This window comes from Dethiosulfovibrio faecalis (assembly GCF_021568795.1).
GTDB lineage: Bacteria > Synergistota > Synergistia > Synergistales > Dethiosulfovibrionaceae > Dethiosulfovibrio > Dethiosulfovibrio faecalis.
In genome coordinates this window covers 324,472-339,088 of record NZ_JAKGUE010000001.1, presented here as the reverse complement: position 1 = coordinate 339,088, position 14,617 = coordinate 324,472, and the positions used below count along the sequence as shown (strand labels likewise).

Sequence of the window (14,617 nt, the reverse complement as noted above, 5' to 3'; positions counted from 1 at the left end):
CGCTGGGAGGTTGTGATATGGACATGAATGGTGTCTTTAAAGTCACCTCGGAGAGCAATCCGAACAGAGAGGTGATCAAGGTCGTCGGTGTCGGAGGGGGCGGAGGCAACGCCCTCAACAACATTATCCGAAGCGGCGTAACCGGAGTAGAGTTTTTAGCCGTCAATACCGATATGGCATCGTTAAGTCTATCGGAAGCCCCGACCCGTCTGATATTGGGCAAAGAGCTCACCAAGGGGCACGGAGCCGGAGCGGACCCTCAGATAGGACACGGAGCAGCCAAGGAGTCCTTCGACGAGCTCAAAGAGGTCCTGGTCGGAGCCGATATGGTCTTCTTGACCGCAGGAATGGGAGGAGGCACCGGAACCGGCGCCAGTCCGGTCATAGCCGAGATAGCCAGAGAGACTGGATCACTCGTTGTCGCGGTTGTTACGACGCCTTTCTTCTGGGAGGGCAAAAGACGGAAGTCGCAGGCCGAGATGGGAATAAAGGCCCTTCAGGAAAAGGTCGATGCTCTGATAGTTATCGAGAACGACAAATTAATGGAGATCTCCGATAAAAACACCGTTTTGACCGATGCCTTCAGGATGGCAGACGACGTTCTTCGCCAAGCCGTTCAAGGGGTGACCGATCTAATCTTGAGACCAGCACTCGTAAACGTCGATTTCGCCGACGTCCGATCGGTGATGCAGAACGCAGGCTCGGCAATCATGGGCATAGGAGAAGGACGAGGCGACAACAGGGCGGTTATGGCAGCCCAGGCCGCGATAAACAGTCCTCTTATGTCCATACCCATGACCGGAGCCAAAGGAGTACTCTTTAACATAACCGGAGGAGCGGACGTCGGTATATTCGAGATCCACGAAGCCGCCAGGATAATAAACGAAGCCTCCGACGAGGATGCCAACATTATATGGGGAAGTGCCATAGACGACGAGATGGAGGACAGGATAAAGATAACTGTCATCGCGACAGGGTTCTCCGACTACGAACAGGCAAAATCCAAGGCGACTCCCTTTGGGAACGTTAACCATGGATCAGGATCCAAGTCCACCACCACACAGAGAAACGAGAAGAAGACTTCCGGTATAAAATTAGAACCTACGGACCTATCGCCCGAGGAAGACGGGCCGGACATGTTCGAGCTCCCAGGGCTTCCTAAAGACTCATATGACGTTCCGTCCTACATAAGAAAGGTTCGTAGGACCCGCGATAAAGACAAAGACAACGGAGGAAGATAGACATTTAGCGGGATCGGACCTCTAGTAGGTTTGTCCCGCTTTTTTAAGGGAATGGTGTTGTTATGGCTAGGAAGGTAAAGCGGAAAAAGAGGAGCTTGTTGCCCTTTGGAGATCTGATGCTGCCTATACTTGGCCTGGTAGCGTTGGGATTTTTGGTTTTCGGGATAAAAATTTTTTTCCTTCCCGATAAAGACGACCCTTACGGAAAATACGTTCAGGAGGCCAGCCCCGTTCCTCCTCAGACTCGTAAGACAGACGATTCCACGGAGGGCCGCTCTCTGAAAGAGGACGAAATCTCTGTGGAAAACGGCACTGTGGTTGCCGTTCCCATATCCGTGGAAAAGGCGAAGGAAAAAACGAAAGCTCCTTCTCCGAAAAAAACCGCAACCCTGCCAAAGCCTGCAAGCACCCCATCAAGACCCTCTGCCAACGCGAAAAACTCCTCTTGGTACGTTCAGATAGGTGCCTTTGAACAACGGTCAATGGCTAAGGCATTGGCGTCTAAGGTCGATTCCAAAGGGTACTCCGCTATAATAGGAGAGGGGATAGTGAACGGAACCAGATATTATAGGGTTTGGATCCCCGGCGGAACCTCGCGTAACCAGGCTACTGCGATCGGGGAGAGACTCAAAAAGCTAGGATATCCCTATTTTGTGTTTCTCAGGAGGTAGGTGACTCTGTTGGGAATCTACAAGGTCAAGAAGCTGGTGGTGGTCACCGGACTCTCCGGCAGCGGTAAATCCAGTACCCTTAATATCCTGGAGGATCAAGGCTTATTCGCCGTAGACAACATCCCGGCGGCTCTTCTTCCTCAGCTTCTGGAACTTTTGGGAACTCATGATTCCGCCGTCGTAAACGGCGTGGTCGTCGTTGTAGACGTGAGAGGGAAAGACCTGGATCGATTCGTGACGATCTCCAGGAAGCTCAGGGCGAGAGTAGAGGACTTTTCCGTCGTCTTTCTGGACGCCACCGAGGATGTTCTCGTACAGAGGTTCAACACCACCAGACGGAGCCATCCTCTGGGAGATGGAGTCACCATACTAGAGGGGATAAAAAGGGAAAGGGAACTTCTTGCCTCCATAAGACAGGAGGCGGATATAATCGTAGATACCTCCGATCTGGATATAAGATCGTTTAGACCCGCACTTTTAAAAGCTCTGGGATCGCCGGATCCTCAGCTCACGGTTCTTTTTTCCTCGTTTGGGTTTAAACACGGAATACCGAACGACAGCGATTATGTCATGGACGTCAGGTTTTTGCCTAACCCCTATTATGTCTCCAACCTGAAAGATCTTACAGGTGCGGACGAACCGGTAAAAAGCTATATAAAGGAACAATTTCCTGATTGGAAACTTTTTTTAGACAAAACCGTCGATTTCTTCGAGTTTTTGCTCCCTCAATATGTAAGGGTCGGAAAGAACTCCATGCACATAGCGATAGGGTGCACCGGAGGACGACACAGATCCGTAGCCGTGGTCGAATGGCTCGAGTCAATTTTTGAGGAAGAGGGTTATCGTGTGACCCATTCCCATAGAGACATAGATAAGCCTTGAGGAGCTTTTTTGACGATACAACGATACGCTTCAGGGAGGAGATGACTCAATGAGGCATCTATGGCCCTTTTTATGGGGACTTTCGGTAGGTGTTATCGGTGGAGTGCTCTTTAAGAGGAGAAGAACGGGATTCCGATCATCCCCCCCCACGGCCGACTCCGGTGTTTCGTTTCGTCTTTCGTTCGGACCTTATGTAGTAGCGGTAGGTGGAGGTACCGGTCTATCCGCATTCTTGATGGGACTGAAGGGATTCACGAAAAACATAACGGCGGTCGTCACAGTCACCGATGAGGGCGGTAGCTCGGGACGTATCACAAGAGACTGGGGTGTTCTTCCCCCCGGAGATATCCGAAACTGCATCGTCGCTTTGAGCGAGAACGACGACGTGTTGAGGTCCTTTATGGATTTTCGCTTCGATAAAGGAGACTTAGCCGGACATAGTCTGGGCAACCTCATGCTGCTCGCCTCTGCCGAGATGGCAGGAGACTTCAAGCTGGCGGTTGAGAGAATCAATCAACTTCTAGCTATAAGAGGTCGAGTTCTCCCGGTCTCCACGGAAAACATCGTTCTTCGGGGAAGGACAAACGACGGCAAAGACGTCAAGGGAGAGCTTGAGATTTCCAACTTCGGCACGGACCTGAACGAGATATGGCTGGAGCCGTCGGATGCAAAACCGATCAAGGAGGTCATCGCCGCTGTAGACACGGCGGATCTTATCGTCTTGGGCCCCGGAAGTCTCTTCACAAGCGTGATCCCCAACCTCCTTATAAGAGATTTTCGAGAAAGAATAAGAAATGGTTTGGCTCCCACCGTGTATGTGGCCAATATAATGACCCAGCCCAGAGAGACCGAGGGGATGTCGATAACGGAACATTTAAATTGGATAGAGAGAGTCCTCGGAAAACTCCCAGACTACGTAATAGTGAACGATCAGGAGGTCCCGCGAGGACTGTTGGAACGATATAAAGCGGATGGAGCGGAACCTCTCTACCTGAACGACGACGAAGAGGTCGAGTTGTACGAAAAAGGCTGCAAGGTCCTACGGGGTTCTTTTCTAAGGGTAGATCGAGTAAAGGGAGAACCGGTCATCAGACATGACGGGGGACGTCTATCGGAGGCCATATTCTCCTTGATACAGAAGAAGGACGGTGGAACTTTCTAAGTGGACTCTCTAAGCAGTGAGATATGGGATGAATGGATATCATCCCATGTTCCGGATCGGATATCGGCCGACTCGGAAATAGCTGGTACATTTTCCTGTATGAGACGAAAGATCACGAAAGCAGATAGGGTGGTTCTCTCCTCCAGAAGACTGTGGATTTTCCATCGCATGAGACGTTTATGGAAAAAAACCTCATGGGGGAGCGATTTTGACCTGGGGAAAATGTTGCATGTCCCGGCAAGACACAGAGGGACCGTACAACTGGAGATGCCCATGGACCTATTCAGAACGGTTCAGTCGAAAGAGCTTAGCGGATCCTTCATCCGTTGGGCCTGGGTCAGAGGGATATTCGGTGCCGTAGGTTCTGTATTTTTCCCTAAACGAGGGTACTACTTTCTATTTCGAGTTCCTTACGACGAAATACTTACGGGCCTGAAGGATCACCTTCAGAAAAACGACCTTTCCGTCTCCTATCGGAGGGGCTCTGGCTGTGTCGAGGTCATGGTGAGAGGCCAAAACGACATCGTAGATCTCATGATAGGCATGGGGTTATCCGACGCGGCTCTGAAGATGGAGGAAAAAGCCATCGTCAGATCCATGAGGGACAGGGCCAATCGTCTGGTAAATTGCGATGCCTCCAACATAAGGAAGACTGTCGATGCCGCAAGACGTCAGATAGCCCTTGCGACATTCCTTAAGGAAAACGGCCATGAAGATGAGCTATCTCCCGATCTGGCCGAACTTATCGAACTGAGAATCGCCAATCCAAGTGCCAGCCTGAACGAACTGGGAGCTGCAATGAATTCTCCCGTAAGCAAGAGTACCGTAACTTATCGATGGAAAAAGATCATGTCCATCGCCGAGATCTACGGTTTTAGCTACGATGATTAAAAACTCGAAAGGAGCGTCATACGCCATGTCTAAGGTGAAAGTCGCAATTAACGGTTTTGGTAGAATAGGAAGATTGGTACTGAGAGCCCTCCATGAGTACGACCAGGAGGGGTTGATAGACATAGTGGCGACAAACAGTCGCTCGACCTCTGAGCAGAGAGCCTATCTTTTCAAGTACGATTCGGTCCATCGCAGATATCAGGGTAAAGTCGACTACGACGACGAAAATATCTTCGTGGATGGCAAGGCCATAGCCACCCTCCGACACTCGACCCCGGACCAGTTCAACTGGGGCGACCTTGGAGTGGATATCGTGATCGAGGCATCGGGGATATACAAGGATACGGAAAAAGCCCAAGCTCACCTCGAGGCAGGGGCTAAGAAGGTGGTAATCACTGCACCTGGCAGCGGAGAAGGGCTGGGAACCTTCGTGATGGGGGTCAACGAGGGGTCCTACGATCCTGCGACACATCACATCGTCTCCAACGCTTCCTGCACGACCAACTGTCTTGCCCCTGTGGCGAAGATACTGAACGACGAATTCAACATCGTAAAAGGGGTTATGACCACCGTTCACGCCTATACAGGAGATCAGAAGACGGTCGACTCGTCTCATAAAAAATTCCACAGAGGAAGAGCGGCCGCCGTCTCCATGGTCCCAACTTCCACTGGAGCAGCTAAGGCTGTAGGCTTGGTAATACCGGAACTCAAGGGCAAACTGAACGGAATGGCCCTGAGGGTCCCTACTCCTAACGTCTCCGTAGTCGACCTCGTCGTAGAGCTTCCCAAATCGGTGACGACAGAGGAAATCAACTCTACGGTCAAAAAATATTCCGAGGGATCCATGTCCAGATATCTGGGATACGAGACGGACGACTGCGTGTCCATGGATTTCGTCCATGACAGTCGATCCTCTATTTTCGCCCCGAACCACACTATGGCTATAGACAACATGGTCAAGGTACTGTCCTGGTACGATAACGAATGGGGCTATTCGTGCCGTTGTCTGGACCTGGTCAATCACATGATCAGGAAGGGGCTGTAGGACTTGAACCTAAGGACCCCCGACTACGGTTCTCTTAGAGGCAAAAAAGTCCTGGTAAGGGTGGACTTCAACGTTCCGTTGAAAGACGGTATCGTATCGGACGACACGAGGATAAGGGCCCACCTGCCGACATTGAAGGCCTTGAAGGACGCTGGAGCTATCGTAGCTTTGGCCTCCCATCTAGGTCGTCCGAAGGGCAAAATAAATCCGGAGTTCAGCCTGAAGGCGGTAGTGCCGGCAGCGGAAAAACTGCTCGGCACCATAGAGTTCGTCGAGGACTGTGTCGGTCCCAAAGTGGAGAAAGCCCTAAAAAACTCGACGGGTAAGATCCTCCTGTTGGAGAACACCAGATTCCACAAGGAAGAAGAGGCCAACGACCCCGATTTCTCTCGTTCCATGGCGGCTCCTTTCGAGGTATTCCTATTGGACGCTTTCAGTGCATCCCACAGAGCTCATGCTTCCACCGTAGGAGTTCAGGAACACCTCGATTCCTACGCCGGTTATCTTTTGGACGAGGAGATAGCCGCATTGTCAAAGGTGAGAGATCATTCCGAACCCCCTTTCGTGCTTGTATTGGGAGGAGCGAAGGTCTCGGATAAGATAGGGGTCATAGACAACCTCATGTCCAAGGTGTCCTCCATAGTGATAGGAGGGGGCATGGCCTTCACGTTCCTCAAGGCAAAAGGTGGTGCGGTGGGCAGATCCCTTCTCGACGAGGGACATCTCGAATTTGCCGCTTCCATGCTTGAGAAGGCGGCAAATTCGGGCGTGACGATGGAGCTACCTGTCGACGTCGTAGCGGCTACATCTATAGAGGATCTATCGGGTCTTACTTCCTGTCCCGCCGACGGAATCCCCGACGATTTGATGGGGCTGGATATAGGCCCCGAATCCGTAAAGGCTTTCTCTAAAATCATCGAAGGAGCAAAGACCATACTCTGGAACGGACCGTCCGGGGTTTTCGAGGTCGAGACTTTTTCTAGGGGAACCAAGGGGCTATGCGACGCCGTGGCCAAAGCCACATCGCAAGGGGCTTTCTCCGTAGTAGGTGGAGGAGACACCGCCTCGGCGGTATCCTCGATGGGGTATAGGTCGAAGGTCTCCCATGTGTCCACCGGAGGAGGAGCCAGCCTCGAGTTCTGCGAGGGCAAAGTCCTTCCCGGCATAGCTCCTCTTATACTCGATTAAGGCGGTAGGAGCCATGAAAAACTATCTTTTCGGAAACTGGAAGATGAACATGAACGGGTCTGAGATAGACCGTTTTTTTAAAGATCTATCCTCCAGTTTTCCTGAAAAATCGGAAACGGTAATGGCTATATTCCCTCCATTCGTCTATCTGGAGAGGGCCGTCAAACTTGCGAAATCCATGGGCGTTGCAGATAAGCTCTCCATAGGGGTTCAGAACGTTCACGAGGCCGACAAGGGCGCCTATACGGGCGAGATATCGGTGGAAATGGCCCTGGACTGTGGAGCCGTATACAGCTTGATCGGTCATAGCGAGAGACGTCACGTCTTTGGAGAGTCGGAAGAACGTATAGCGGCCAAGGTGAACGCCTGTTGTAGCCGAGGCCTGAAGACCGTTTTATGCGTAGGAGAGACGCTGGAGGAGCGGGATGGGGGAGTTACCTGGGAGACGATAGAGAGGCAGTTGAAATCCGGACTCTCCGGAGATAAAATCCCGTCCGATTCTATCGTAGTGGCCTACGAGCCCGTATGGGCTATAGGAACGGGACGTTCTGCCTCTCCCGAGGACGCCCAGGAAGTATGCGGGGCCATAAGAAAATGGCTATCAGGTCGCTTCCCCGGTGCCACGATTCCCATCCTATACGGAGGAAGCGTAAAACCGGACAACTCGGAAAGTCTGTTCTCCATGACCGATATAGACGGTGGACTCGTAGGAGGAGCTTCCTTAGATCCTGGATCTTTCCTGAACATGGTTCGATAAAAGAGAAAAAGATACAGGGACGCAATTTTATGTGTCCCTGTATCTTTTTGTTTTTGCCCTAAAAGCAACATAAGATATATTATAGGACATGGCTTCGATAAAGACATGGCCCGATATACCGAGATCCGGGCCATGCTAGGATCAGTCCTGATTTTGCAGCTTCACGTTAGGATGATCTCCCCATATCCTCTCCAGATCGTAGAACTCTCTGCCCTTGGAGCTGAATACGTGAACCAGTAGGTATCCCGCATCTATCAAACGCCACATAGAGCTGGTCTGGCCCTCGACAGTATGAGATACCCCCAACTCGTCTAAAGCGTCCGATGCGGCTTCGCAGAGCGTCTTCATATGGACGTCCGAGTTAGCGGTGACGACCACGAATTCCTCCGCAATGGTAGAACCCTCTCTGACGTCCATTATCGTGACGTCGTTTCCTCTTTTGTCGGAAACGGCTTTGGCTACCGAATCGGCTTGTTTGCTGTATTCCACGAAGGTATCCCTCCCCTATCTGTCTAAATTAGCGATTATCCTGTCTTTGTCGTGTCCCAATATCAAAGTTGCACTATAGGAGGCCCCTCTGTCCTCTTTGACCAGATTTTCCGGGATACCGGAAAGCCTAGCCAAAGCAAGGGCGACATCTTTGGAGTCCTCTCCGGGTTTATGGTTTATAGTGCTGTAGTGAAAGTCAAAATGCTTGGCGTTGCCTACGTAAGCCACCTCTATGCCGTGCTTTTCGAGTCTGGAGGATATCTCTTTTCCAAGCCCGGAGGTACCGTCTCCGTTCAATATAGCTATAGGTCGGTTTATCTCTGACACGAGATCCTCTACTCCCCCTACTTTCGCTTCGTCCTGACCGCTTAGATTCATGGCACTCGAAAGGTCCTGACTGGACGTCAACAAGGTAGATGTCTGAAGCAGATCCGGCGACCAATAGCTAGCTCCGTTTATCATCGCGGCCTTTCCTGGCATGGTGAAAAAGGAAATCCTCTCGGGAGATATGTCTTTTAGGTAACCTATCAGCTGTAAGGCCTGACTCGGAGGTATGTCGGTCTCCACCACGGAGAGAATTTCCTCTGTTATCTCCGGCAAATGGGACATGGTAGAGGGATCATAGAGTTTTTTTAACAGGGCCTTCAAGAATCTCTGCTGTCTCTGAATACGTCCTATATCGCCGAGAGCATCGTGACGAAATCGAACGTACTCGAGAGAGGTCTTGCCGTCCAGATGACGCCATCCCTTTTTGATATTTATGTATAGCCCACCGGCGTTATCCCTATAGTGAAGATTTTTTTGAACGTCGACGTCGATACCGCCGAGAGAGTCCACTATCTTGGGGAAGCTTTCATAGTTTACCGCCAAGGTATAATGTATAGGCATGCCTATCAGGTTGACGACAGTTTCCTTGAGAAGGTCTACCCCGCCGTAAGCGTAAGAATGATTTATCTTCTGAGTTCCATGGTCCCTTATGGTCGTCCTGGTATCCCTCGGGAGGGACATAACCTTTATCCTCTTGTTGTCTATGTCCAGAGTGATGAAGGCTATCGTATCGGACCGATGCACCCCTTCTACATCGTCGACCCCCAAGGCCAGTATGTTTATGCTTCCGGTTTTTTCGTCGAATTGGATTTTTTGCTTTATATCCTGCGCTTCCGGAGAGATCAATCCCTTCAATCGCCAGGCTCCTCCGGCGACAGTGGCGACGAGAGCGACGAATATAAGTAAAAAGATCCTCGTCTTTCGTATCATCGATTTCACCTCTTTTATAAAAACTTCTAAAAACTTACGTCCGAGTCTCCTCCTTGAAATCGCACCGGCGGAGTCCGGTCGATCCGTATTTTCGACCTGGCCTCGCACAGCACGGATGGCACGACAGGACGTGTCCCCGAGGCGATCGAATGGACTAAAACAGGGGCAAGGCCAAGGTGATCTTACGGAAGGCTTGTCTTTTTAAAGGATTCTCATGCTCTATGTGCCGATTCTTCCTTCCTGTAAAGCCTTTTTTTGTCTATAAACTTCTCCACCAGGGGAGGCACTAAATACCTTATGTTCTCCCCTTTTGCGACCCGTTTCCTTATGTCGGTGCTCGATATGGACAAAGAGGGTATGGATAGAGGGACGACCGAGTTCTCCAGAAAGGTGGGAAAGCAGGTCTCGTCTTGGATTTCATCACGATCGTAACCAGGACGACTTACCGCCACGATGGTGCATAATCCGGGAAGATACTCGTGCTCGTGCCAGTTCTCCATGGTCATGACCGCATCTATTCCTGTGATAAAGAAGAAAGAAGCGGTACCCTCGGGATACCAATGGCTCATCTCTCTCATGGTCTCCACTGTATAGCTGGGTTCATGCCTGTCTATCTCGATCCGAGAGACCCTGAAATGATCGTTTTCCAAAGTAGCCAGACAGGTCATCATGTATCTGTCTTCCGGAGACGTGACTCTCCTGTCCTTTTTATGAAAAGAATCTCCGGTGGGGATAAATATAACCCTCTCCAGGCCCAAGGCATGGTAGGCTTCTTCCGCCGCTACCAAATGCCCGTGATGTATAGGATCGAAGGTTCCTCCCATCACGCCGATCTTACGGACAGAGGACATAGCGATTCTCAGTAAGCCCGTTCCGGCTGGAACTCGAACGCGACGTCGCCTATATATATGGTGTCTCCCTCCTGAGCTCCGCTTGCTTCCAGAAGTTCTTCCACCTTATATTGTCTAAGTATCCTCATAAACCTCACAGCAGCCTCTTCTTGACCGAAATCGTATCTGGCGGAAGCTGCCTCTATCCTGGGATGAATCACCCGGAAGCAGCCGGACTCGTGAAGCTTGAGGATCTGGACCTTATCCCTGGTCCTTTTTTCTGGAAGATTCTCCTCCACCGTAGCGAACAGCCTGGTGGTCCCCGTAGGTCTTGGATGTTCTCTGGACAGTGAGACTATATGATCCATGAATTTCTGGACCCCTTCTCCAGTCAAAGCGCTTGTAGCGATAAAGCGGATATCCCTTTGGGAGAAGAATTCATCGGCCTTATCGATCAAATCCCTGCCCGAGTCTATGTCGATCTTGTTCCCCACGACTATATAGGGTCGCTCCAACAGATCGGCGTTGTATGCCCGGAACTCGTCCAAAACGGTTTCCCATTGATTAACGACGCTCTCAAGGGAACCGGAGCTGAGATCCAGGACGTGGACGATGACCCTGGTCCTCTCTATATGACGAAGAAAGTAATGGCCTAGTCCTTTGTTCTGATGAGCTCCTTCGATCAGTCCCGGTATGTCGGCTACTACGATTTTATCCTGGTCTATCCTCATGACTCCAAGATTAGGGGATAAAGTGGTAAAGGGATAATCAGCTATTTTAGGGGTCGCGTTGGATATCGCCGCCAAAAGGGACGACTTCCCCGCGTTCGGGACCCCTACTAAGGCTACATCGGCTATCAGTTTGAGCTCCATGGTTATCTTTCGTTTTTCCCCGTCCTCGCCTTTTTCGGAAAAACGGGGGGCCCGTCTCCTGGAGTTGGCGAAATGGGCGTTGCCCTTCCCGCCTCTCCCGCCTCTGGCCACCAGACAACGGTCACCGGGCTCCACCAGGTCAGCCAGGGGCTCGCCCGTATCTTTGTCGAAGACGATGGTACCACATGGAACCTTTATCACCACGTCCGATGCGTTGGCACCGAATTTTCTGGCTCCCTGTCCATGAGCTCCGTTGTTGGACGAAATATGTCTAGAGTACTCGAAGTCCGCCAGGGTATGCAGATCCGTGGTGGCCTCGAGAAAAATATGGCCACCCCTACCGCCGTTTCCGCCGTCGGGACCTCCTTTGGGAACGAATTTTTCCCTGCGAAAACTCATACATCCGTTACCGCCTCTACCGGCAGCCACCTGTATGGTTACTATATCTACAAATTTCATAGTTGTACCTACCCTCCGGGGTGAGAATGACAAAAAACGGGCCAAGGATTACCTAGGCCCGCTAGAAAGCTGGATAAAAGAACTTACGTTCCTGAGTAGATCACTCTCGACCAAGCAGGAAGCTCTCTTAAACGGCCGGGGTGAGTTCTTCTATGGTGACGTATTTTCTAGCACCCTTGTTCTTGAAACGGACGATACCGTCCTTCAACGCGAAAAGGGTGTAGTCCTTGCCGAGTCCGACGTTAACGCCAGGGTGAAAGGACGTACCTCTCTGACGAACTATGATATTGCCGGCCTTGGCTATCTGACCGTCGCTGAGCTTGAGGCCAAGCCTCTGTCCGCGAGAGTCTCTTCCGTTCGAGCTACTCCCCTGTCCCTTTTTATGGGCGAAAAACTGAAGACTTAATAGATTACGAAGCATCTTCCTGCACCTCCACCAATTGTACATTTTCCGGATAGGTTTCCGCAAGAGCTCTGAAGCTCTCGCAGATCGTTGCGGCTATCGCCTGGACCTCCGACGACATGCCGTGCCATTCAAGGGCTATCTTTGTGTTTTCCTGGTCTACGCGACTATCCACGGGATTACCTAGGACGTCGGAAAGACCTATATGGAGAGCCTGGACAAGCGTGGTGACCGCGGCACAGACGATATCCTCCCCCGAAGGGGCATATCCTGAATGTCCCTCCACCGACAGAGCGTGTATTAAACCATTCCGTCGGGAGATCACCACCTTGGTCATCAGCTGTCGATAGAGTCGATTCTGACCAAGCTGAAGGGCTGTCTATGCCCTCTGAATCTCCTATATTTGGTCTTGTTCTTGTACTTGAAGACGATCTGTTTCTTGTTCTTGCCATTGGTAAGAACGGTTCCCTTTACCGAGGCTCCCTCTACATGAGGGGTCCCGACCTTAACGTCGTCCTCCGAGCCTACAAGAAGGACCTTGTCGAAGGAGACCTGATCGTTCTCCTCTATCGCCAACTTCTCGATCTTGAGCTCGTCTCCTGGCTGAACTCGATATTGCTTTCCACCGGTTTCGATTATAGCGTACATTATATTTCCTCCTCTCGCTGAGCACGGGTAGCTTAGCTTTTAAAGACCCGTCTCATGCGGTATATCAACAGCCTTTGCATTTTAAGGGAAAGGGCCATACAAGTCAAGGAGACATGGTTTTCACCGAGAACTTGCGCTTTTCGGCACCTCTATTTACTCCGTGGAGGTGGGCGATTCCCCTCGTCTCAAGAGCATAAAGGCATGGGATCTGGCCTCGTCCATATCCAGATCGCCGGAGAGCATCCTTGCTATCTCGGAGATTCTCTCTTCGTCCTCTAGTTCGGATATCTCGCTGTCCATCCCGTCCCTTTTGACGACCAGGTGTACGTCCGCCAAGGCCGCTATAGATGCCTCATGGGTAACCATTATCACCTGGCACCTGCGGGATAGGTCCCTCAACTTCAGACCGGCCAACACCGCGGCTCTACCTCCCAAACCGGCCTCCACCTCGTCGAAAACGACGGTAGGAGGCCGATCCTCCTCTGGAAGAGAGAGTCTTATGGCCAAAAGAATGCGGCTCAACTCCCCTCCAGATGCCATCTTAGAGACCGGTCCAGGCTCGTTCCTTCCCCATGAAAGTCGAAACTCGACCGAGTCCGCCCCGTTAGGTCTGAGCTTTCTCTCCTCTATCAGCCCCACCGAAAAGCGAGCGTCCTCCATAGCCATCTCGTTCAGACATCGATTTACTCTGGCCTCAAGCCATAAAGCCGCTTTTTTTCTCAGCTTTCGAAGTTCCAAGGCCATCCTGGATGCGGTCTTCCTGTGCTCCTCCACGTCCTTCTCCAGAACCTGTCTAAGGTCGTTGCTCTTGGACAACCAGTCCAACTCCTGGTCCGCCTCCCTACAGTAAAGGATGAGATCCTTCAGAGAGGTAACACCGGCTGCCCTTTTAAGCTTTCTGAGGTGACCTATCTTTGACTCTAGCTCTTCTACGCTTTCCTCTATGGCGGATCGACGATCCTCGTCGGAATCGCTTTCGAGTTCGTTTAGGAGAGCTCCATATCCCTCCACGATGGCTTCCATGTGCGGAGACAGGTCGTCGCATCGTTTTCTGGGGAGAAGTTGAGACAAACGTTGGATCAAATCGTCCAACTCTTCCTTGACGCTCCCCGGTTCATCGTTTTTCATCCTTATGACGATTTTACGAAGGTCGTTCAGACGCTCGAGTTCCTCCGACAGCCTTCTGTATTCCTCTTCCCAGAGGGCCTCGCTTTCCTCGGAGATATCCATCTTTCTCCAGCGATGGACGACCTCCTCGGCGCTTTTAAATCGATCTGTAATCGATCTCTGTCGTTGTCTGAGGCTCTGAAGCTCCTTCTCTATGGAGATGGTCGCCTTGACCTGATCCTTTAAGCTTCCCCGAAGTTTTTTCAGACTATCTCCACCGCAGAGATCGAGGATAAACAGCTGTTTATCCTGATCCAGCAGCTCTAACTGGGCGAACTGACTCTGTATGGTGATCAGTTTTTGAGAGACCTCCGAGAGAGCTCCGACCGGAGCCTGTCTGTTTTGAAGGAGCACCTTTCCTCGTCCGTTTTTAACGATCTCCCTTCTTACAAACAGACGCCCGTCCTCCGAACCGTAGAGAAAGTCGGGGGCTTCCTCGTCGAAAAGATACACAGCCTCCACATCTGCCGAGTCGCTGTCGGACCTTATCATGGAGGAAGAGGCTCTCTTTCCGGATGCAAGCTCCAGGGCTCTGACCACACTGCTTTTGCCAGCTCCGCTTTCTCCTGTTATGGCCGTCAGGCCGGAGGAAAACCGAAGGTGACTCTCCCTTATACCTCCTATATGACGTATATGAAGCTCCTCTATCAAGAGA

16 protein-coding genes are annotated in these 14,617 nt (G+C 51.3%); 8 read left to right on the top strand and 8 right to left on the bottom strand.

Features of this window, described 5'->3' with window-relative positions; genetic code table 11:
• Positions 1-17: 17 nt before the first annotated feature.
• The 8 genes from ftsZ to tpiA all read left to right on the top strand — a co-directional run bounded on the left by ftsZ (position 18) and on the right by tpiA (position 7,837).
• Entirely contained in the window at positions 18-1,241 is a 1,224-nt protein-coding gene (gene ftsZ / locus L2W58_RS01760; protein ID WP_236101279.1) for a cell division protein FtsZ, read from the top strand.
• Between the two features lie 299 nt (positions 1,242-1,540).
• A complete protein-coding gene (locus L2W58_RS01755; RefSeq protein ID WP_236101278.1) occupies positions 1,541-1,912 on the top strand; it encodes an SPOR domain-containing protein in 372 nt (123 codons plus the stop codon).
• Positions 1,913-2,794, top strand: coding sequence for an RNase adapter RapZ (rapZ, locus tag L2W58_RS01750; RefSeq protein ID WP_236101276.1), 882 nt, complete (start codon positions 1,913-1,915; stop codon positions 2,792-2,794).
• 49 nt (positions 2,795-2,843) lie between these two features.
• Positions 2,844-3,956, top strand: coding sequence for a gluconeogenesis factor YvcK family protein (locus L2W58_RS01745; RefSeq protein ID WP_236101274.1), 1,113 nt, complete (start codon positions 2,844-2,846; stop codon positions 3,954-3,956).
• Positions 3,957-4,055: 99 nt separating this feature from the next.
• Positions 4,056-4,847 carry a DNA-binding protein WhiA gene (gene whiA / locus L2W58_RS01740; RefSeq protein WP_236101273.1) on the top strand — a complete coding sequence of 264 codons (792 nt, stop codon included), beginning with the start codon at positions 4,056-4,058 and terminating at the stop codon, positions 4,845-4,847.
• A 25-nt stretch (positions 4,848-4,872) separates the two neighbouring features.
• The gene (gap, locus tag L2W58_RS01735; RefSeq protein WP_236101272.1) at positions 4,873-5,892 is read left to right on the top strand and encodes a type I glyceraldehyde-3-phosphate dehydrogenase; all 1,020 of its coding nucleotides are present in this window, start codon (positions 4,873-4,875) and stop codon (positions 5,890-5,892) included.
• A gap of 3 nt (positions 5,893-5,895) precedes the next feature.
• Entirely contained in the window at positions 5,896-7,080 is a 1,185-nt protein-coding gene (locus tag L2W58_RS01730; RefSeq protein ID WP_236101270.1) for a phosphoglycerate kinase, read from the top strand.
• Positions 7,081-7,093: 13 nt separating this feature from the next.
• Entirely contained in the window at positions 7,094-7,837 is a 744-nt protein-coding gene (gene tpiA, locus L2W58_RS01725) for a triose-phosphate isomerase (RefSeq protein WP_236101269.1), read from the top strand.
• Between the two features lie 141 nt (positions 7,838-7,978).
• Here the strand turns inward: tpiA and rsfS are convergent, their stop codons facing one another.
• The 8 genes from rsfS to L2W58_RS01685 all read right to left on the bottom strand — a co-directional run bounded on the left by rsfS (position 7,979) and on the right by L2W58_RS01685 (position 14,613).
• Complete coding sequence (gene rsfS, locus L2W58_RS01720; protein WP_236101268.1) at positions 7,979-8,326, bottom strand: ribosome silencing factor; 348 nt, start codon at positions 8,324-8,326, stop codon at positions 7,979-7,981.
• A 15-nt stretch (positions 8,327-8,341) separates the two neighbouring features.
• Complete coding sequence (locus L2W58_RS01715; RefSeq protein ID WP_236101266.1) at positions 8,342-9,583, bottom strand: LCP family protein; 1,242 nt, start codon at positions 9,581-9,583, stop codon at positions 8,342-8,344.
• Between the two features lie 212 nt (positions 9,584-9,795).
• On the bottom strand, positions 9,796-10,434 hold the full coding sequence (gene nadD, locus L2W58_RS01710) for a nicotinate-nucleotide adenylyltransferase (RefSeq protein ID WP_236101265.1): 639 nt from the start codon (positions 10,432-10,434) through the stop codon (positions 9,796-9,798).
• A gap of 8 nt (positions 10,435-10,442) precedes the next feature.
• Complete coding sequence (gene obgE / locus L2W58_RS01705) at positions 10,443-11,744, bottom strand: GTPase ObgE (protein ID WP_236101264.1); 1,302 nt, start codon at positions 11,742-11,744, stop codon at positions 10,443-10,445.
• Between the two features lie 127 nt (positions 11,745-11,871).
• Complete coding sequence (gene rpmA / locus L2W58_RS01700) at positions 11,872-12,165, bottom strand: 50S ribosomal protein L27 (protein ID WP_236101263.1); 294 nt, start codon at positions 12,163-12,165, stop codon at positions 11,872-11,874.
• Positions 12,155-12,484, bottom strand: coding sequence for a ribosomal-processing cysteine protease Prp (locus L2W58_RS01695; protein WP_236101262.1), 330 nt, complete (start codon positions 12,482-12,484; stop codon positions 12,155-12,157). Before L2W58_RS01695 ends, rpmA begins: the two co-directional genes overlap by 11 nt.
• Positions 12,484-12,795: a 50S ribosomal protein L21 gene (gene rplU / locus L2W58_RS01690; protein WP_236101261.1), complete on the bottom strand. Its 312-nt coding sequence runs from the start codon at positions 12,793-12,795 to the stop codon at positions 12,484-12,486. Before rplU ends, L2W58_RS01695 begins: the two co-directional genes overlap by 1 nt.
• Before the next feature lie 153 nt (positions 12,796-12,948).
• Complete coding sequence (locus L2W58_RS01685; RefSeq protein ID WP_236101260.1) at positions 12,949-14,613, bottom strand: DNA repair protein RecN; 1,665 nt, start codon at positions 14,611-14,613, stop codon at positions 12,949-12,951.
• Positions 14,614-14,617: the final 4 nt, after the last annotated feature.

Bases quoted from the DNA above. Each gene is read 5' to 3' on its own strand.
- obgE (WP_236101264.1), bottom strand. From the start codon at position 11,744: ATGAAATTTGTAGATATAGTAACCATACAGGTGGCTGCCGGTAGAGGC.
- rpmA (WP_236101263.1), bottom strand. From the start codon at position 12,165: ATGCTTCGTAATCTATTAAGTCTTCAGTTTTTCGCCCATAAAAAGGGA.
- L2W58_RS01745 (WP_236101274.1), top strand. From the start codon at position 2,844: ATGAGGCATCTATGGCCCTTTTTATGGGGACTTTCGGTAGGTGTTATC.
- whiA (WP_236101273.1), top strand. From the start codon at position 4,056: ATGAGACGAAAGATCACGAAAGCAGATAGGGTGGTTCTCTCCTCCAGA.
- rplU (WP_236101261.1), bottom strand. From the start codon at position 12,795: ATGTACGCTATAATCGAAACCGGTGGAAAGCAATATCGAGTTCAGCCA.
- L2W58_RS01715 (WP_236101266.1), bottom strand. From the start codon at position 9,583: ATGATACGAAAGACGAGGATCTTTTTACTTATATTCGTCGCTCTCGTC.
- L2W58_RS01695 (WP_236101262.1), bottom strand. From the start codon at position 12,484: ATGACCAAGGTGGTGATCTCCCGACGGAATGGTTTAATACACGCTCTG.
- gap (WP_236101272.1), top strand. From the start codon at position 4,873: ATGTCTAAGGTGAAAGTCGCAATTAACGGTTTTGGTAGAATAGGAAGA.
- ftsZ (WP_236101279.1), top strand. From the start codon at position 18: ATGGACATGAATGGTGTCTTTAAAGTCACCTCGGAGAGCAATCCGAAC.
- tpiA (WP_236101269.1), top strand. From the start codon at position 7,094: ATGAAAAACTATCTTTTCGGAAACTGGAAGATGAACATGAACGGGTCT.
- nadD (WP_236101265.1), bottom strand. From the start codon at position 10,434: ATGTCCTCTGTCCGTAAGATCGGCGTGATGGGAGGAACCTTCGATCCT.